The sequence below is a fragment of the Duganella margarita genome (assembly GCF_009857535.1).
Classification (GTDB): Bacteria; Pseudomonadota; Gammaproteobacteria; order Burkholderiales; family Burkholderiaceae_D; genus Rugamonas; species Rugamonas margarita.
Map to the genome: position 1 here is coordinate 39,981 of NZ_WWCS01000024.1, position 17,130 is coordinate 57,110.

General features: G+C 58.7%; 14 protein-coding genes and 1 tRNA gene. 10 read left to right on the forward strand and 5 right to left on the reverse strand.

Translation table 11 applies throughout. The annotated features are described in order from the left end of the window. The first annotated feature begins 50 nt into the window (after positions 1 to 50). The 6 genes from GTP55_RS25660 to GTP55_RS25685 all read left to right on the forward strand — a co-directional run bounded on the left by GTP55_RS25660 (position 51) and on the right by GTP55_RS25685 (position 10,759). Positions 51 to 5,768: a tape measure protein gene (locus GTP55_RS25660; protein ID WP_161047630.1), complete on the forward strand. Its 5,718-nt coding sequence runs from the start codon at positions 51 to 53 to the stop codon at positions 5,766 to 5,768. Further along, entirely contained in the window at positions 5,765 to 6,907 is a 1,143-nt protein-coding gene (locus GTP55_RS25665) for a hypothetical protein (protein WP_161047631.1), read from the forward strand. Before GTP55_RS25660 ends, GTP55_RS25665 begins: the two co-directional genes overlap by 4 nt. Further along, positions 6,907 to 8,943 carry a hypothetical protein gene (locus tag GTP55_RS25670; RefSeq protein ID WP_161047632.1) on the forward strand — a complete coding sequence of 679 codons (2,037 nt, stop codon included), beginning with the start codon at positions 6,907 to 6,909 and terminating at the stop codon, positions 8,941 to 8,943. Before GTP55_RS25665 ends, GTP55_RS25670 begins: the two co-directional genes overlap by 1 nt. A gap of 276 nt (positions 8,944 to 9,219) precedes the next feature. After that, positions 9,220 to 9,666 carry a hypothetical protein gene (locus tag GTP55_RS25675; protein ID WP_161047633.1) on the forward strand — a complete coding sequence of 149 codons (447 nt, stop codon included), beginning with the start codon at positions 9,220 to 9,222 and terminating at the stop codon, positions 9,664 to 9,666. Positions 9,667 to 9,692: 26 nt separating this feature from the next. Further along, positions 9,693 to 10,199 (forward strand): glycoside hydrolase family 19 protein, encoded by a 507-nt coding sequence (locus GTP55_RS25680; protein WP_161047634.1) that lies wholly within the window; start codon positions 9,693 to 9,695, stop codon positions 10,197 to 10,199. Further along, positions 10,196 to 10,759, forward strand: coding sequence for a hypothetical protein (locus GTP55_RS25685; RefSeq protein ID WP_161047635.1), 564 nt, complete (start codon positions 10,196 to 10,198; stop codon positions 10,757 to 10,759). The genes GTP55_RS25680 and GTP55_RS25685 overlap by 4 nt, the downstream gene beginning before the upstream one ends. A 59-nt stretch (positions 10,760 to 10,818) precedes the next feature. On the opposite strand, the gene GTP55_RS25690 is transcribed toward GTP55_RS25685, so the two are convergent. Next, entirely contained in the window at positions 10,819 to 11,745 is a 927-nt protein-coding gene (locus GTP55_RS25690; RefSeq protein WP_161047636.1) for a hypothetical protein, read from the reverse strand. Positions 11,746 to 11,986: 241 nt separating this feature from the next. Continuing rightward, positions 11,987 to 12,688: an SOS response-associated peptidase gene (locus GTP55_RS25695; protein WP_161047664.1), complete on the reverse strand. Its 702-nt coding sequence runs from the start codon at positions 12,686 to 12,688 to the stop codon at positions 11,987 to 11,989. Positions 12,689 to 12,787: 99 nt separating this feature from the next. Between GTP55_RS25695 and GTP55_RS25700 the strand changes: the two genes are divergently transcribed. Then, positions 12,788 to 13,462 carry a hypothetical protein gene (locus GTP55_RS25700; protein WP_161047637.1) on the forward strand — a complete coding sequence of 225 codons (675 nt, stop codon included), beginning with the start codon at positions 12,788 to 12,790 and terminating at the stop codon, positions 13,460 to 13,462. Here GTP55_RS25700 and GTP55_RS25705 read toward each other — a convergent pair. Continuing rightward, complete coding sequence (locus GTP55_RS25705; RefSeq protein WP_161047638.1) at positions 13,434 to 13,640, reverse strand: hypothetical protein; 207 nt, start codon at positions 13,638 to 13,640, stop codon at positions 13,434 to 13,436. The two genes, GTP55_RS25700 and GTP55_RS25705, sit on opposite strands and share 29 nt — an antisense overlap. A gap of 162 nt (positions 13,641 to 13,802) precedes the next feature. Between GTP55_RS25705 and GTP55_RS25710 the strand changes: the two genes are divergently transcribed. Both GTP55_RS25710 and GTP55_RS25715 read left to right on the forward strand, forming a co-directional pair. Beyond that, a tRNA-OTHER gene (locus tag GTP55_RS25710) sits at positions 13,803 to 13,896 on the forward strand. A gap of 164 nt (positions 13,897 to 14,060) precedes the next feature. After that, a complete protein-coding gene (locus GTP55_RS25715) occupies positions 14,061 to 15,074 on the forward strand; it encodes a site-specific integrase (protein WP_161047639.1) in 1,014 nt (337 codons plus the stop codon). 193 nt (positions 15,075 to 15,267) lie between these two features. On the opposite strand, the gene GTP55_RS25720 is transcribed toward GTP55_RS25715, so the two are convergent. Together GTP55_RS25720 and GTP55_RS25725 are read right to left on the reverse strand one after the other, a co-directional pair. Beyond that, a complete protein-coding gene (locus tag GTP55_RS25720; RefSeq protein WP_161047640.1) occupies positions 15,268 to 15,576 on the reverse strand; it encodes a hypothetical protein in 309 nt (102 codons plus the stop codon). A gap of 21 nt (positions 15,577 to 15,597) precedes the next feature. Next, positions 15,598 to 15,852, reverse strand: a complete 255-nt coding sequence (locus GTP55_RS25725) for a hypothetical protein (RefSeq protein WP_161047641.1) — start codon at positions 15,850 to 15,852, stop codon at positions 15,598 to 15,600. A gap of 536 nt (positions 15,853 to 16,388) precedes the next feature. On the opposite strand from GTP55_RS25725, the gene GTP55_RS25730 reads away from it, so the two are divergent. Then, a complete protein-coding gene (locus tag GTP55_RS25730; protein ID WP_161047642.1) occupies positions 16,389 to 16,988 on the forward strand; it encodes an NYN domain-containing protein in 600 nt (199 codons plus the stop codon). Positions 16,989 to 17,130 lie beyond the last annotated feature (142 nt).

Genomic DNA, 17,130 nt, shown 5'->3' on the forward strand with positions numbered 1-17,130 from the left:
CACCACGAACACCGACCGCCCTCGAGGCGGTTTTTTCATTTAGGCCACCCATGACCGTTGATATCGCCACTCTCGCAATCCGGATCGATTCGACCCAGGCGCAGGTTGCCGCCCAGGCGATGGACCGGATGCGCGACTCTGGTGCGCGCGCTGAACAGCAGGCCGCCAGCCTGGATGCGGTGACCCGCAAGCTGTCGCAAGCGTTGCAGCTGCTGGGCGTCGGCGCCGGCGTTGGCGCGATCATCCGGATGGCCGACGAGTACACGAAATTCAACGCGCAGATCAAGTTGGCCACTCAGTCGCAGCGCGAGTATGCCGCTGCTGTCGATGATGTGCGCCGCATCGCCAACACGGCGCAGCAGGATCTGGCCGCCACTGCTACGCTGTACGCGCGGATCGCCAATGGAACGCGTGAACTCGGCGTGCAGCAGAAGCAGGTTGCTGCCATCACCGAAACCGTCAATCTGGCGCTGAAGGTCTCTGGAGCAACGGCGGCCGAGTCGGCATCCGCACAATTGCAGCTGTCGCAGGCATTCGCCTCCGGCACGCTGCGCGGCGAGGAGTTCAATGCCGTCAACGAGGCGGCGCCACGTCTGATGAAGGCGCTGGCCGACGGCATGGGTGTGCCTATCGGCGCGCTGCGCATGATGGCGTCCGAAGGCCAGATCACGTCGAAGATAATGGCTGACGTCCTGCCTGGGGCGTTGGAACAGCTGCGTACGGAAGCCAAGCAGGTCCAGACCATCGGCGGCGCCTTCACGGTGCTGAAGAACAACGTCATGGAGTTCATCGGCGTGCAGGCCCAAGCGAGCGGAACCGTAGCGATCCTGACTGGCGCTATCGGCCTGCTGGCGGACAACCTGAACCTGCTGGCTGGCGTCATGGCCACCGTCGCGGCCGTGTCGATCGTGAACTGGCTCACTGCCTGGACGGTCAAGACCTATGAGCGTATCGCGGCTGCCTATGCCCAAGTAGCTGCTGAGAATGCAGCGCGCGCGGCTACCATTGCCGCCGCCGAGGCTGACTTGGCTGGCGCCACCGCATCTGGCGCTCGGGCCGCCGCCACTCAGGCTGCGATCCTTATCGCCCGCGAAGAGGCGGTCGCGCGGCTGGCCCAAGCGCGGACCAACATCGCAGCGGCCAACGCCGCCATCGCCGCCTCCACTGCCGCTGGAGCGCAGAGCTTTGCATTGCGTACCCTCACGTTGGCCACTGCAGAACTCGCGACTGCCGAAACCGCACGTGCCGCCATGGTCGCCGAACTTGCCCTTCTGGGGCAGCAACAAGCTCGGGTCGCGGCACAGGTAACCGCAGCGACTGCCTCCCAGACGGCTGCGCAGGCCGCGCTAAATACCGCGAACGCTGCTGGCGCGGCCTCTATCGGACTTGCCAGCCGTGCGATGGGATTGCTGGGCGGCCCAATCGGCATCGTCATCACGCTGCTCGGCCTGGCTGCGACTGCATGGTCAGTATGGGGCAAAAAAGCGGAAGACGGCAACAAGCAGGCCGCTGAATCGTTTGACGAGGCTCAAGCGCGCATAGTCAAGGGCCTTGACGAGCAAATCGCGAAAAACGAGAAACTGATCCAGCTGCAAAAGCTCGGCTCGACCAAAACGAAGGCAGAGCAGGATCTGCCAATCTTGGACCAGTTGCAGAAAGCGTCGGCGCTGCTGAACGACATCAATAACCGGACCGGTGACTTCGCGCAAGGAAAAGGTAAGAGCAACGACGATGTGTACTTCGCTCGTCTGAATGTGCTCAAGGATATCGCCGAGCTGACCACCAAGATGCAGAAGCGCGATTCGTCCAATGACGAGGCCGCCGCTTTTGGGCCGGCTGCGCAGGCCTTGGTCGCAGTGCGCGAGCGCCTGACTGGCGTGAACAAGCAATATATCGACGACCTGAAGGCGCTGCAAGCTGCCCGCGATGCGAATGCGATAGGCGAGCAGGAGTACATCAACTTGACAAGCACGCTTGCAACTGAGACTTGGAAGAGTTCGGATGCAGGCAAAGCCGCGACTGCTGCGGCCCAAAAGTCGGCCGAGGCCTACAAGACCCTGATCAGTTCAATCCGCGAGGCGACCGCTACCAATAAGCTAGAGCTTGCCGCAGGCATCGATGCCACCGACACGCAGAAAGCCCGGATCAAGCTCGACCAAGAGCTGGCCAGCGGAAAGGTAAAGTTGACAGCCGGTCAGCTGGCATCGGTACGCGCGGCACTGGCTGAGCAGGACGCCTCCGAAAAAGCGCTCAAGTCGCAACGTGGAGTCGCTGCTGCTATTGCCGAACTCAACGAACAGCGCCGCCAGGACTTCGCCTCGGCCGCAGCTGAAGCCGCTGCCAATGAACAGGCGGTAACGGCATTTGGCCTGACTAAGGCCCAGATCGAAGCGCTGACCGTCGCCCGTTTGCAAGATCGGCTGGTTCACGCTGCAGACCTCGATCTGACTGCTGACGACATCGCGCAGACCGAGCGCCTGATTGCCGTTAAGCAGAAGAGCGCCGACGCTTTGACCAAAACCGATGCGCTGGGCTATATCAAGCAGCTTACAGAGGAAAACCGGAATTTTGCCGCCAATTCAATTGTAGACGAGCGCGCTCGCGCGGTAGCGCTGACCGAGATCGACGCCGACCTGTGGCGCAAGCGTATTTCACTGGCAGGCGATGGCACCGAACAGCAGAAACAGCTGCAGCAACAGTTCGATATTTGGTATCAGAATCAGTCGCTCAAGCCTATGCTTGACGAGCAGCGCGAGGCGGTCAAGAAGTACGACGACATCTTCCGCGAGGGCTTTGCCGACATGCTCAACCACGGAAAATCTGGCTGGAAGTCGTTCAGCACCTCGCTCATCACGACTTTCAAAACCACTGTTGCGGACCAGATTTACAAGATGCTGGCTCAGCCGTTCGTGGTAAAGATGGTTGGCAGCCTTCTCGGCGTTACCGGTGCCGGCGGCGCCGCCGCATCGGCGGCATCGACTGCTGCTGGCGGGGCCGGAACGGCATTGGCTGGATCGGCCCTGGGCGGCATGTTTGGTGCAGGCGGTCTCAGTGGCGCCCTCATGGGCGGTGCGGGCTGGCTTACTGGCGCGACCACGTTCGGAGGAGCGCTCACCGCCGGCACTTCGCTTATTGGCACCGGCACGCTGGCGGGCTTGACCTCCGGCATCGGCGTGTTGGCCGGTGCGCTTGGGCCGATCGCGCTGGGCATCGCTGGGCTCACCGCACTGGTGGGCAAGTGGGACAGCTCCGGCACGATCCATACCGGCGGCGCCGCCAGCGCGTCGGCGGCGGGCGCGCAGACCATCAGCGCCGGTACGCTGGGCCTTCAGCGCATCAACACTACCGACGCCGCCAACCAGATGACGTCGCAGCTGGCGCAGAGTGTTGTGGCCATCCTCGACAGCACGGCTACCACCTTTGGCAAGACCGCAGGCTACACCGCCGCAACCGCCTTTGCCGATGACACCAGCAAGGACGGTGCATGGGGCGCGCTGATCATCAGCAACCTCAACGGCATCGTCTCGCAATGGGGGGACGCCAACAGCCGCTGGGCACCGAAAGTGTTCGCAGATGGTGAGGCTGGCCAGAAAGAGTACCTGGCATCGATCAGCACGTCGGTGCGCGCTGCGCTCGATGGCATCGGCATGCCCGAATGGGCAAAATCAATGCTTGATGGCCTGGGCGCCACGCCGGCGCTGGAGGACTTGGCCAAGGTGGTCGACACGATCAATGCAACGCAGAAGGCGCTGGTACTGATGGGCGATCGCCTGGTGGGTTTCGCCGGGCTCAGCGATGCGGCGGCATCGGCGCTGATCAACGCTTCAGGCGGAATCAATGCTTTGGCGACCAATGCAGGGGCCTTCTACGATGCCTTCTACAGCGAGGGTGAAAAGACTAAGGTAGTCACAGACCAAGTCGCCGCCGCACTGAAAGCGGTGGGCGTGCAGATGCCCGAGACCAGAGACGCGTACCGTGCGCAGGTCGAGGCACAAATGGCTCTTGGTGCCTCTGGCGCGCCGGCCGTCGCTGCGCTGCTGGCCAACGCGCAGGCTTTTGCCTCAGTCGTACCGGCCGCCGAGGCAGCCACCGGCGCGCTGCGCTCGCTGCAGGACGTCGAGAACGAGCGCGGCAACCTGCAGAACCAGTTAGACCAGCTGACCATGACGCAGGCGCAGCTTGCTGAAAAGGCGCGCGCCGCCATTGACGGTCACAATCAGGCACTTTACGACCAGGTGACGGCTGCACAAAAGGCGGCAGATGTCGCCTCTGCGAATGCTGATTACCAGAAGCAGATCGACCAGCTGCTGGCGGCGCGCCAAGGCGAGGCAGCTATCCGCCAGCTCGAAATCGTCGGAATGAACGCGAGTACTGTTGCGCTGTACGACCGGCTTAAAGCGCTCAAGGATGAAGATGCGGCGGCCGCCGCAGCCGCCGCAGACGCTCAAGCGCTCGCCAGCACGAATGCCGGCTATCAGCAGCAGATCAATGAGATTCTCAAGTCGAGCATGAGCGCCGCCGAAGTGCGCGCGCTCGAAACGAAGGGAATGGATGCCAGCACGGTAGCGCTGTACGATCGTCTCGCCGGCCTCAAGGCCGAAGCGAAGGCTGCGGTGGACGCCAAAGCAGCAGCGGATGCGCTCAGCAAATCACTGTTCGCTGCCGTCGACAATGCGTTCAACAGCCTGACCGCCGCCGTCAACGCGCAAAAGAAGGTGCTTGACGCTGCAAATAAAGCCACGATGGACGCGATGCAGGCGCAGATTGATAAGACATCTGCTTCAGTCACAAAACTGAAGTCGTTGTCTGACTCGCTACACAGTGCGCTCGACGGTATTCGTGGACAGACCGCTTCGCCGGCGGAAGACCGAGCATCCGCCCAGGCGCAGATCGTTGCTGCCTTGGCCGTCGCCAAGGCAGGCGGCGCGATGCCGGACGCTGATTCGTTGAAGGGCGCTCTGGCAACGCTGAGCAAGGATTCGTCGGATCAGTTCGCTTCGTACATCGACTATCAGCGCTCGAATTATCAGGCCGCGCTGGTGATCTCAGACCTGGCCGACCTGACCGATAACCAGTTGAGTGTGGAGCAACTGATGCTCGACTCGCTGAACGCGCAAAAGGACCAGGCGGCTCTGGCGTACGAGGCGGAAATCTCACGTCTCGATGGTGTTCTGGAGGCCGCGAAAGCACAGGTCGACGCGCTGAACGGCATCAACGCTGGCGTGGCCTCTATTCCGGCCGCGCTGGCGGCGCTGGCTACAGCGATGGGAGCCGTGAAAGCCAATCCCGTCGCATCTGGCACGGCCGACATCGGCGGTCTGTACCAGTCGCTGCTCGGCCGCGCGCCTGATGCTGATGGCCTGGCGTTCTACCAGGCGCAGATCGCGAAGGGCGACTCGATCGATAAGATCGCGAGCTACATCAAAAACAGTCCCGAGTATGCAGCGCTGCATCCGCCGGGGTTCGCCACCGGCGGCGACTTTATGGGGGGCTTGCGGATTGTCGGCGAGCACGGTCCCGAGCTCGAAGCTACTGGACCCTCTCGCATTTTCAACGCCAGCCAGACGGCTTCGATGCTGCGCGGCGGGGATGGTAGCGAGTTGCTGGCCGAGTTGCGCGCGCAGCGTGCTGAGAATGCCGAGCTGCGCTTGATGCTGGAATCGCACCTCTACGCGATCGCCAAAAATACGCTCAACACGGCCGATTCGCTCGATGGCGCCATCAACGGCGAAACGCCAATTGCAACCAAGGAAGTGGAGGCCGCATGATTATTCTGGACCCAATTGCGGTATCCGATCCCGGCGTATTCGTGAGCTCCAACGTACCGGAGGATGACACCGCGCCGACGCAGATCCTGACGCGGGTGTATGCCGCGGGCGACGCCGTTATGGATCCGGCCACGCACACGAAGTTCGAGTCGAAGCTGGGCGTGCGCGCGGTCGCTGCCATTTCGATAGGCTCCCCCGGAGTCGTTACCTGGGCGGCTCACGGGCTGGTGGCTGGTACGCCAGTGTCGTTCACCAGCACCGGCTTGCTGCCGACCGGGTTTCTTCCGGACGTCGTTTATTACCTGGTGGCGCCAGCGACCAACACCTTCCAGTTGAGCGCGACGCTCGGCGGCGCTGCAATCAACACTAGCGGCAGTCAGTCGGGAGTGCACAGCGCGGCGGCCGGACAGAACTTCGGGCGCGCGCTTTCTGATAAGACATATTGGCTTCCTGTCGGTGCAACGAACCGCTGGAAGATGTTCGATGCCTATAACAACACGCAGACGGAGCGCGCGGATTCGATCGTGATTGAGATCGACCCTAAGGCGATCGCTCAGGGCGTCTACCTCGGTAACGTCGATGCAGCAGAGATCATCGTCACGTCAACCGACCCGACGGCGGGTGTGGTTTATCGGCAGGTGACCAGCATGCAAACGTCGAGCTCGGGCAGTAGTTTCTACCGCTGGCTGTTCGGCCGGCGCAGGCGCAGGAGCTATTTCCTCACGCTGGACTTGCCTTTGTACTACAACACCCGCGTGAAGATTGAGATCAAGAATCCGGGTGGTATTGCTCGCTGCGGCATGTGCAACATTGGTCCAATCGAGGATATCGGCTTCTCGCAATATGGCTTGGGAACGGACATCAAGGACTACTCGACAACGCGGTTTAACTTCGATGGCACCAGCGAAACAACCGAGCGCGGCTTCTCAAAACGAATGACGCTGGACGTGGTTCTCGACAACGACATGATCGATTACGTGCAGGAGTGGCTGGCCGCTCGGCGCCAGAAGTCCCTGGTCTACATCGGAGCGGTCGAATTTGGCTCGACCGTCCTTTGCGGGAAGTTCTCATCGTTTAAAAACGTCATCGAGGGCTTCACGAATTCAAAAATGGCACTGCAAATCGAAGGGGTAGTTTGATGGCAATTACGAAATTGATGGATGGCTTGCCGAATCAGTCGATGTCGCAGGCGGACTTCGATCAGGCGACGGGCAAGTACATGAGCGACCTGCCGGCGTGGGGCGGTGAAGCCAACGCACTAGCGGCCGACGTGAACGCCAAGCAGGTTGCCGCTGCAGCCAGTGCAACCGCTGCCGACGCCAGCCGGGCTGCCTCTGCCACCCAGGCAGGAAACTCCGCGGCTTCGGCGGCCACTGCGGCAACCCAGGCCGGTATCGCCACCGCGAAGGCTGCTGATGCCGCTGTTCAGGTCGTAGCCGCGACGGCGAAGGCTGGTGAAGCGGCTGCCAGCGCGGCTGCTTCCGCCAACAGCGCCACCGGCTTGATCGCCACCAGCACCACTTCACTGGTGATGGGGAACGGTACCCAGGTGCTCACCGTCCCGGCCGGCAAGCAGTTTCCACCGGCTGCGCCGCTGGCACTGGTCAGCGCTGGCGCGCCGACGAACAAAATGTTTGGCACGGTCGCCAGCTACAGCGGCACCACGCTGACGATGACGATCACCAAGACGGAAGGCACCGGCACGTTCAACGACTGGACGATCTCGCCGGCAGGCGCGTACGGTCCCACGGGCGGCACGGCCGGCGGCCAGCTTACCAGCGCACTGGACGAGAAGAAGGGCGCCGACCTGGCCAGCGCGGCGACGATTGACCCGTGGTCGACCGGCGGCAACCTGGTATCGCTCACCGGTAGCGCAGCAATTACCGCGATCGCGAACGCGCCGCAGGCAGGCGCCAAGCGCACTTTGCTGGTGGTGGGGGCGCCATCAATTACGGCCAGCGCCAACTTGGTAGTCAAGGGGGGGTCTCTTTCGCTGGCTGCAGGTGATGAAATCGACATCGAGGCCGAGACCGTCACGAAGTTTCGCATTACCATTCGCCGGGGCGACGGTACGCCGACGACGCCTATCGCGTTCCGCAACTGCATATTGGTGACGCAGAGCCAAGTGTTTGTAGCAAAGGCCGATGGTCCCATTCGATTTACTCTGTCTGGCCCATGTGGAACAGGAGCGGTACTGGTCAGCACAGATAACGCCAATCTTTCGGCGACTGGCGGCGGCGTAGGTGGATTTGGGATCAAAACCGTCTACGGCAAAGCCGGAGATGCCTACGTCATCACATTGACCGCAGGTGGCGTGTCCGTTAGCAAAGATGGTGTGACCGGTAGCGGCGGGATAAATGGAAATGATGGTGCTGGGCCAGCCACAATCGTTGGGCCCAACGCGTCCATGACCGCTAACCCGGGGAGAGGCGGAAAATTCCTGATAGGGGCTGGAACCGCGCCCGGCGGCTTGGGAGGGACGTTCTCCGGGGGAGATATAAACATAACGGGTGCAGCGGCGGGTTCAGCTACGACATCGTCTGTAGCCAATGGATATTCGATTGCTGCAACCGGTGGTGCCTGTATCGGATTCTCCGGCGTCTCATATTCCAGTGGAGCAGCAGCCGCCTCTGTCACTGTAGCCAACGGTCGAGCATTTGCTGCCACCGGCGGGGCTGGTGTCGGTGGCAAAAGTGGTGATGCAACATCGACAGCCACATCGCTTGGCGATCGAGCTGTATTTTCAGGCGGGGCCGGTGCGTACGGCGCTTCCGCAAACAATGCTGCGCCGGGGAGTAGCGCCCCAGCGGGAGTGGGATCGGCTCAGGCTTTTCCGGTGTTTCAGGGAGGACTGCCGCTTTACAGCGCAGGTACTGAAGGGCGAAATGGCTCGGCAAGTTCTGGCCTGTCAGCCGCATCGGGTGCCGGTGGTGGCAGCGGCGCCTCCTATGATTTCGGCAGCGGCGGTGCTTTTAGCGGATCGGTATTTTTCTTGGGCGGATCTGGTGCGGCCATCATTTCAACCTCTTCCGGTAACTTTAGTGCAATAAGCGGGACGGTGAACTTTGGCGGCGCCTCGGGGGCCGCAATTTTGGTCGGCATTGGTGGTGCGAATGGCGGTAGCGCCACCGCTCAGTCTGGTGGCGCGGCTTACGCGATTGTCGAGTTTAATTAAGGGGAAATGTATGGGTATGACAGAAGGTGATCCGTGGTCATGTACGGGTTCGGAACCAGCGGGCGTTGTCATCGCACTTGACGGTAATGGCTACCCAGTGTCCAACAACGGAATCGTAGCGTCGTCCTGCTTTGCAGACTGGTACTACGGTGCAGAAAAGTGGGTGTGGCGCCCCGACACCGATCCAGATAATCCGCCCGCTGATCCGGAGCCGCCCGGCCCGGCCGTCGAAAATCACTAACCACTACAACCCGCTTCGGCGGGTTTTTTAATGCCATGAAAGAAACTATGCCCGCACTCGAAACAACCACTGCCGCTGGTGGCGCGCTGATTAAAATCTTTGGCGTGCCCGTACTGGCCGGCGCCGCCGCGACCGCGCTGGTGTTCCTGTTCATGTGGCCCAAGACGCTGCGTGAGGCATTCTTGCGCCTGACCAGCACCATCGCCACCAGCGGCATCTTCGGTCCGTTCGCGGTGATGGCCGTGCACAGCTGGTGGCCCTCGCTGTTCGACTCGGCGAAGGCCGTCACGATCCTCTACGGCGGCGACCCGGCGATGGGCGTGCTGTTCGTGGCCGCTCCGGTCATGGTAGCCGCTGGTTTGCCGGCATGGTGGTTGATCGGCGGCGTGATCCGCTGGCTTGATCGCCGCCGCGACAAGGATATCGGGGAAATCGTGCACGATGCCGTTGAAGTGGTCAAGGATGCGCGAGGTGCGCTGTGATAACGGCCGCTCAGCTCGCACAGATCATGCCGCTGGCCGGGCAGCGCCGGATCGCTCAGTTTCTGGCGCCACTGACGGTTGCCATGGCCGAATTCGAAATCAATACGCCCGCGCGCCAGGCTTCGTTCCTTGCGCAAGTCGGGCACGAGTCTGGGCAGCTTCAGTTCGTGTGCGAGCTGGCCAGCGGCGCCGCCTACGACACCGGACCGCTCGCCGCACGGCTGGGTAACACGCCACAGGCGGACGGCGACGGACAGCGCTACAAAGGGCGCGGCCTGATCCAAATTACCGGCCGGACGAACTACGCCGCGTGCGCCACCGCCTTGGGCCTTGATCTGTTGAGCCAGCCCGAATTACTCGAGCAGCCGGTCAGTGCCTGCCGCTCGGCAGGTTGGTTTTGGAAAACACATGGTCTCAATAAGCTAGCGGATGCCGGCGACCAGATTGCAGTTACCCGCCGGATCAACGGCGGCACCAATGGACTGGCTGAGCGCCTAGCGCTGTTTGCTGTGGCGAAGCGGGTGCTGTCGTGATCGCGGCGCTCCCGTGGTGGTGGAAGGTAATCGGCGGCGGCGCAGTACTGGTGGTGATTTTGCTGGCCGAGCAGAGCTATGAGTCGCATCTGATCGCGAAAGGTGACGGCGCAGGTGCGGCGCGAGTGCACGCAGAGTGGAAAGCCTCCGAAGCCGCGATCGAAGCAAATGCACGGCGCGAGGCGGCAGCCGATGCCGCTCGCGCACGCGCCGAAACCGCAGCACTTCAATCGAAATTTGCCCAGTTGGCGGAACGCCAGCAGAAAGATCGCGTAGACCATGAAAACGAAAAGCGTATCGCTGTTGCTGCTGCTCTCGCTGGCGATGTCCGCCTGTCAGTCACTACCGCAGGAGGAGCGGGTAATCCGCTACATGAAGTCGGAGCGGACGAAGGTTCCGGATCTCGAGCCGGCCCTCCGGCAGAAGCGCGAGCCAACCTCTTGCCGGCAACTGCTTCAGCTATTCTCGGCATCGCCGGAGACTACGGACAGCTTGTGCGGGATTACAACTCCCTCCTTGGACGGTTCGACACCGCACGAGCCACTTGCAATTCCGAATAAGCCAAGTCTCTAATTCCCCAAACCGGAGCTTCGATGAATATTTTTTGCCACTACCTAAGTTACTCGCGCTTCTGACGTAGTTCGAGTACACGGGGGTAGTCGTTTGTCTGTACGCTTTCGGTGGCCGCCATATGGTTGGCATGATCGTCGCACATTTTTAGCATTTTATTAATTGGAAATTCTGCTTTGCCGCGCTCAGCACTTGCATATGCGAGTTTAAAATTGGGTGGAAGAAAAAGCCCAAGAAACAATGGTATTGCGCGTTGGTTTATACCGTCAATTTTTCCGAGGTCGCTATCGGTGAAGATAAGAAAATTTTTGGTTTTGGAGGTGGCAGAATTGCTTAAGGATTGTATTAAAAAAAATATTGAAACTAGTTCAGAATTTATTTCTTCTTCTTGTATTAGATTTGCCTTCATATTGCAGTGATCAGGAAGTATCTTGAATTCGTGATCATCAGGGGAATTCAGAATATATTCAGCCACAGCAGTGTAATACACTGCTTTCTTTTCAATGGTATATTCGCGTTTGTTGGTATCAATTCCATAAATAAAGTCGTATTTCTGGAATGCCGTATGATACGAAAAGGTTGGTCTTTCATTGTAAAAAAAGAGTCTGCTCATGGAGCGCTTGCCATACATTGTTCTTAATATTGACTTTATCGGTATGATTTCTTGTGTCTGCGCACCTGGGACAGTGATTTTTGGTTTTCCGAAAATTTGTATTTCTTGTGTGAATCGATCAATCCGGAAGTATTCGATCAGGTATTTCCGATCAAACTCCAGAACTAACTCCATACGTCTTGGAATCCGGTCCTGCTTAATCTTTTTGAAAGCCAGAGGTGGGCTCTGTCCATGCTCCCAAAACTTCGACTGCACTTTAACGTCTGGGCGATGTATCGTAATTATGCGTTGAACTTTTCCTTGTGGCGGAGGGAAGATTGTGTAGCGCTCGTTTGTATTATCTGGAATCGTTATTCCTATCACTTATCTCTCCGTTAAATTCTGGCCGTGGTTTGTTGTATTGCGACCAGTTATCCAAGTCTAAATACCCCGATTTCCTAAGCACCCATCTGCCATCCATGAACACAGAATGCCTTTTTCTACCTTTTTCATAAAATTTTCCTCGCCTAAAGTGGATGATTCGACTACTAATATCGGTACGCCGAGAACGCTTATCGTGTGCACGAGGCCGCCTCGCACGCGCGAACTTCTCCGAGTTCGGCAATCATAGCAATCCCATCTGCGTATCTGATGCCGGCGTGACCGCCTCCTGTTTCTTGGCGCGCGGCGGCACCGGGAACTCCCAGGCGCGCATCTGTTCGGCCGGGTAGGGGCGCAAGAAACTGCGCGTGTATTCGGGAGCGGTGCAGTCCAGCCAATCGTCCCACTCTGCCTGCGGCACGATTACCAGTGCGCGCTTTTCATCGCCCGGTTTGTGAAAACGCCGCATCAATGGGTGCTCGTCCGCGTTTATCGTCAGTTGCGTGAACGAGTGCTCCGGCCCGGCCTCACCATCCCATTCCCGCCACAGCCCGGCCACGGCGAACATCGACTGGTCTGCCATGCCGATCCCCCAGCGCACCGGCTTTCCGATTTCATAATTGGGCTCGTAGAACGCGGTCATCGGCACCAAGCACAGCTGTGACTTCTTCCAGGCGCCGGAAAACGAGCGCAGTTGGCCAACAGTTTCGGCACGCGCATTCATCGTGTCGAACGGCCGCACGCCGGGTGGTATTCGCTTGCGCGGCACCATTCCATAGCTGGCCAGCAGGCCCTCGCGCTGACCGTCGACGCCGCGGCGAACAATCGGCGCGCCGTAATCCTTCCAAGTCTCCGTGCGCCAGAACCCAGTGTCGTGCAGATCAATGATCACGCCCATGACGGTATCCAGCAGCTCCGGATCTGGAGGACGAAAGTTCACGCACATATGGATTCCAGTCGTGATGATGAAAATCAAATAATAGCGCGATTTTGCTTCGGAGATTATACTGTATGTAAATACAGTATTCTTGACGGGAAACAAAAAATGAAAGCATGGGTGGCGCGACGGCGGGAGGGAGGTGCCGTCTTGGCAGCGCCGGTGCCCGCGATTGAAGGGGCTGGCCTACTTGAGCTGGTGGTGGTCGAGATAACGGAAGAGGGGAATCGCCGCCCCATCCGTGTTGCTAGGCTACACCCATTGGGTGAGCAGCGCATCCTTGCGCAGCTGAAGCTACCCGCCCTCGTCCAGCTGAAGGGCTGGAAGCTGGTGCTGAGCGGGATAGAAGAAACGCGCAATGACGACGGCCAAGTTCGGGGTGTCGCGCAGACTTGGCTGTGCGAACTACGGCCGCCGGAAAACGCACTCGGATTCCGTGTTAAGGACACCTACATCAGCGGCGTGCGGCGGCCCCGTGCGGCGCTGCATCAGGCTTCCGGCACGTGCGGGAAATTAATGGTTGCCGGGGATTTTTCCAATGCGCTGCAGCGCCACACGACCTGCGCCGAAATGCATGGCTACCAGATATCGACCTTCGCAGCCAAGAGGATTATCGATTGCTATATCGAGTTCATGGGCGATTCCAGTTTTGGACTGGGAGGCCTGCGCGTTCGCGAAGCACACCAAGACCGGCCGCAGCGCTTGGAGCGTGATGGCTGGCTGTGCGAGTTCGATGTCAAAGAGCGGGAACTGACTAAGGCGGAGTACCGGGCGCTGAGGTAGGGCGCCGGCGCCGGCCGTTCTCGTCCAGCACGCGCACGATGGTGCTGAACTTGACGCCCCCGCTCTCCAGGAACAGTGCGGCAGCGGTGCGGCCGTCAACGCTGGCCATGATGATGCCGGCGTTGACGATGGTTTCTTTTGCCCGGTCCGGTCGGGTACGGCGCTCGACTAAATTCATGTTTATATCTCCTTCTGCCAATATTGTCATGGCAACGGTGGTGGCAACTTGATCTTGGTCGTTTGTGACGCCACGCCCTCAAAATCCGTTCCGCAAAACCACCTGCAAATTTTTCCAAGCCCGGGAAAATGGAATTTATTTTTTGCTGAGTGCGGAACGAAAATAAGTGTTAAGTTGCTGATTCAAAAGAAATACTCGTCAGACTTAAAATCTGCCGCCGCAAGGCGTGCCGGTTCGATTCCGGCTCGGAGCACCAGCCCCCAATTTAGTACTACTGCACAGAACGCCATAAGTCCTTGTAAAACAGGGATTTATGGCGTTTTTGTTTGTGGGGAATCAAGTGCGGAACGCCGTTTCGGACCTATTATTCCCGCTACGATTTACACAAAATTTACACACGTTTTACACAACTCGACAGTTATGGCGAGCTTCACCAGAACAGCGAAGGGCTGGCGCGCTGCGGTTGCGGTACGTGGCACGCGGGACACCAAGACTTTTACGACCAAGGCGGAGGCGGTCGCCTGGGCGGCCGCGCGCGAAACCCAGATCCGCCAAGGCGAGAGCGCGCCGACGGATACGCTCAAAACGCTGGACGAGGCCTTTCACCGCTATCTGAAGGAAGTATCGGTCCACAAGCGTGGGCATCGCATGGAAGGGCACCGGCTTGCGGCCATCGCCGACCATGTGGTCGGCGGCCGGCGGCTTGGCAGCCTGCCTTTGAGCGAAGTGAGTTCCGACGTGCTTGGCCAGTGGCGCGATCTGAGGTTGCGCGGCACATTCGCCGCCAATTTCGCCGACAAGGTCAAAGGCGCTTCCGTGATCCGCGAGCTCAATCTGCTGTCGCACGTATTCACGACCGCACGGAGGGAGTGGAAGTGGATCGTCAAGAGTCCGACCACCGATGTGCGGCGGCCCAAAGGCTCGGCGCCGCGCGACCGCCGTATCAGCGAGGATGAAATCGACCGCCTTTGTGTGGCATTGGGGTTTGACGAAAGCCCTGTCACGACAAGGAGTGGAGTGGTCGCGGTGGCGTTCTTGTTCGCGATCGAGACAGGGATGCGCGCCGGCGAGATTTGCGGCTTGCGTCGCGACGACATCAAAGGCCGCGTGGCCCATCTACCACGCACCAAGAATGGCACCAAGCGCGATGTGCCTTTGTCCACGCGGGCGCTGGAGTTGATCGCGTTGATGCCGGCTGGAGACGCGGTGTTCGACATCACCGCTGCGAGCCTGGATGCCTTGTTTCGCAAGGCGAAGGCGCGCTGCCAGATCGACGACTTGAAATTCCACGACACGCGCCACGAGGCGATTACGCGCTTGGCGAAGAGGCTCAATGTGCTGGAGCTGGCGAGAGTGGTGGGGCATCGTAATTTGAATGAGCTACAGACCTATTACAACGAGACGGCTGAGGAGCTTTCCAAAAAGCTGCAATGAGGGTAAGGGGGAGGATCTATGCCGGAGCGAGATGATTTGTCAAAATCTTCATGGACGAGGACATCCTGTGCTTTTTGGCCGCCGGTTTGGTTTGAACGATTCTCGTAACGCCTAATAGGGTCTGTCTTCCGATGGCTCGCGCGCTGATTCAAGCGAAGTTCGCGCACGAGCGTGGAGGGGGCGGCGGCGTGATTTACTGCTGGGGATTGGATAGATCAAGGATACGACCGACCCATCTTGGGCTGCTGCGTTCTGGCAGTAATTCGACCGGAAAAGGGTCGAAACCACGATCAAGCGCGTCAGCAATTGCAACCCGAATTGCATCATGCGCCTTTTCCAAATCACCTTTCGTGACCCAGTCGTCGCCGAATTGCATTTGGTACTGGCTTTCGACGGAGTCTAGGGGATCGCCCATCCACAGGGACACTTTCGCTATGTGCCCGATGAAGAGTACATCCGCATGCCGATATTCTCCCGCCCCGAGCTCTAGATTGAATCGCATGTTTGCCTCCTAACGCGTCGGTTATTTAAAGCTGTCGGAATCCAGAACGACGTAGCCGTTACCCACTTTATGGGCGTTGAACGCGACTCCTTTTATGCGATCGATATTCTGCTTAAACGACTGCAACGGGGCCAGATCACGGCCATTGCTTAGCACGTCCAGCGCACTTCGGCTAATGCGGAAGGCGCGCCAGACGTCCGCGTCGAATAGCTCAAACGCGATGAAATCTCCAGTAGTGAGATCGGAAACATTCCGCAAGTCGGGGTCGCTCAACATTTTTTCTTCCGTTGTAGAAACGATAAATATATCATGATTTATGACGCATCCCACTTGGAGCGCGAGCACCGCGCTATATCCAACGAAACGCCGGACCCGGTGCGTCAATCAAAGCGCTGTGCCTAGGACAACGCAGCACCGGCAAAGTGCTGATGCGCCCCAAGCAGTGCCACGGCTGTTTGGTGGCCGGCCATGTCGCTACGTTCAAAGCAAGCCGTTTTGTTTTTTTTCAAGAGCCACGTTGTAGCCAGGTTGCGCTAGAAGGTGGCAATAATTATTTGATATTCGCTGTTATCTTGATGATAATTTTACCTCTGGCGATTTCGCCAGGGCAAGAAATTGGCGTTGGCTGACCATCGCTTAGAATAGACTGGCTCAGTCATCTCAAGTGGAGATAGCGCTCATAGCGTTTTTGGGGAAGGCTAAAACATCTGGCGATCTTGCTCAATGCCATTTGGTCGCGAATGTGCTCGCGTCGAATTCTTCCTAGCGTAGGCACTGTGTAAGTTTTTAGAGGGGAATCTATGGGTAGGGTTATGGCGTTCGTGGACGGTGAGAATCTCCTGAACCGATTTGAAGCGATGGTGGGGGAAGGGCTAAAACATAGGGACCATACCCCGCAGGGGGGTATGGCGGAGCCTATTAAATATGACCCCAAGAAATTCGTGTGGTCACCATATACTATAGCTAATTTATATGGTGGCGATATTCTCGAACGCGTCACGTACTACACGACGATGACCGGAGATGTCGACGCGTTGGAAGACCTCAACACTGCTATCGGTTCCTGTCAAACACGCGAAATTCCTTACGCCAGCATCGGGCAACATCAGCTTCGTGTCCTTCCGAAAGTTTTTAAAAAAGAGGCGCGAAGGACTAAAACGAAGTCTGTCGATATCAGCATTTGCGTCGATGTGATGGAGTACGTGAAAAATGATGCTTTAGATGCAGTGTATTTGGTTTCTGGTGACGTGGATTACCGCCCCCTAATTGAAGCTGTCATGCGCGCCGGGAAGCGAGCATATGTGGCTTCGCTATCAAGTGGTAGAGGTTTAGGCTACAGCAATGTTCCAGACAGGTACGTCAATCTAGACTCTCTTTATTTTTTCGGAATGCCGAACGCCTTGATCCGATAGGTTCATTCGGTACACCCCAGCGGTGTGTATTTGCATCAACAAGATTTTACTTCGCCTAAAATACTTGCCCTTGATACAGAATACTCACGCGCCACGGCGTTGACGCTTTCAAGCAAGCTGGTTCCAATCGATGGTCGTCGCT

What these genes read in the sequence shown, in the direction of transcription:
- GTP55_RS25695 (WP_161047664.1), bottom strand. Translation starts at nt 12,688, where the DNA reads ATGTGCGTGAACTTTCGTCCTCCAGATCCGGAGCTGCTGGATACCGTC.
- GTP55_RS25680 (WP_161047634.1), top strand. Translation starts at nt 9,693, where the DNA reads ATGCCGCTGGCCGGGCAGCGCCGGATCGCTCAGTTTCTGGCGCCACTG.
- GTP55_RS25675 (WP_161047633.1), top strand. Translation starts at nt 9,220, where the DNA reads ATGAAAGAAACTATGCCCGCACTCGAAACAACCACTGCCGCTGGTGGC.
- GTP55_RS25715 (WP_161047639.1), top strand. Translation starts at nt 14,061, where the DNA reads ATGGCGAGCTTCACCAGAACAGCGAAGGGCTGGCGCGCTGCGGTTGCG.
- GTP55_RS25730 (WP_161047642.1), top strand. Translation starts at nt 16,389, where the DNA reads ATGGCGTTCGTGGACGGTGAGAATCTCCTGAACCGATTTGAAGCGATG.
- GTP55_RS25665 (WP_161047631.1), top strand. Translation starts at nt 5,765, where the DNA reads ATGATTATTCTGGACCCAATTGCGGTATCCGATCCCGGCGTATTCGTG.
- GTP55_RS25705 (WP_161047638.1), bottom strand. Translation starts at nt 13,640, where the DNA reads ATGAATTTAGTCGAGCGCCGTACCCGACCGGACCGGGCAAAAGAAACC.
- GTP55_RS25660 (WP_161047630.1), top strand. Translation starts at nt 51, where the DNA reads ATGACCGTTGATATCGCCACTCTCGCAATCCGGATCGATTCGACCCAG.
- GTP55_RS25720 (WP_161047640.1), bottom strand. Translation starts at nt 15,576, where the DNA reads ATGCGATTCAATCTAGAGCTCGGGGCGGGAGAATATCGGCATGCGGAT.
- GTP55_RS25670 (WP_161047632.1), top strand. Translation starts at nt 6,907, where the DNA reads ATGGCAATTACGAAATTGATGGATGGCTTGCCGAATCAGTCGATGTCG.
- GTP55_RS25725 (WP_161047641.1), bottom strand. Translation starts at nt 15,852, where the DNA reads ATGTTGAGCGACCCCGACTTGCGGAATGTTTCCGATCTCACTACTGGA.
- GTP55_RS25700 (WP_161047637.1), top strand. Translation starts at nt 12,788, where the DNA reads ATGAAAGCATGGGTGGCGCGACGGCGGGAGGGAGGTGCCGTCTTGGCA.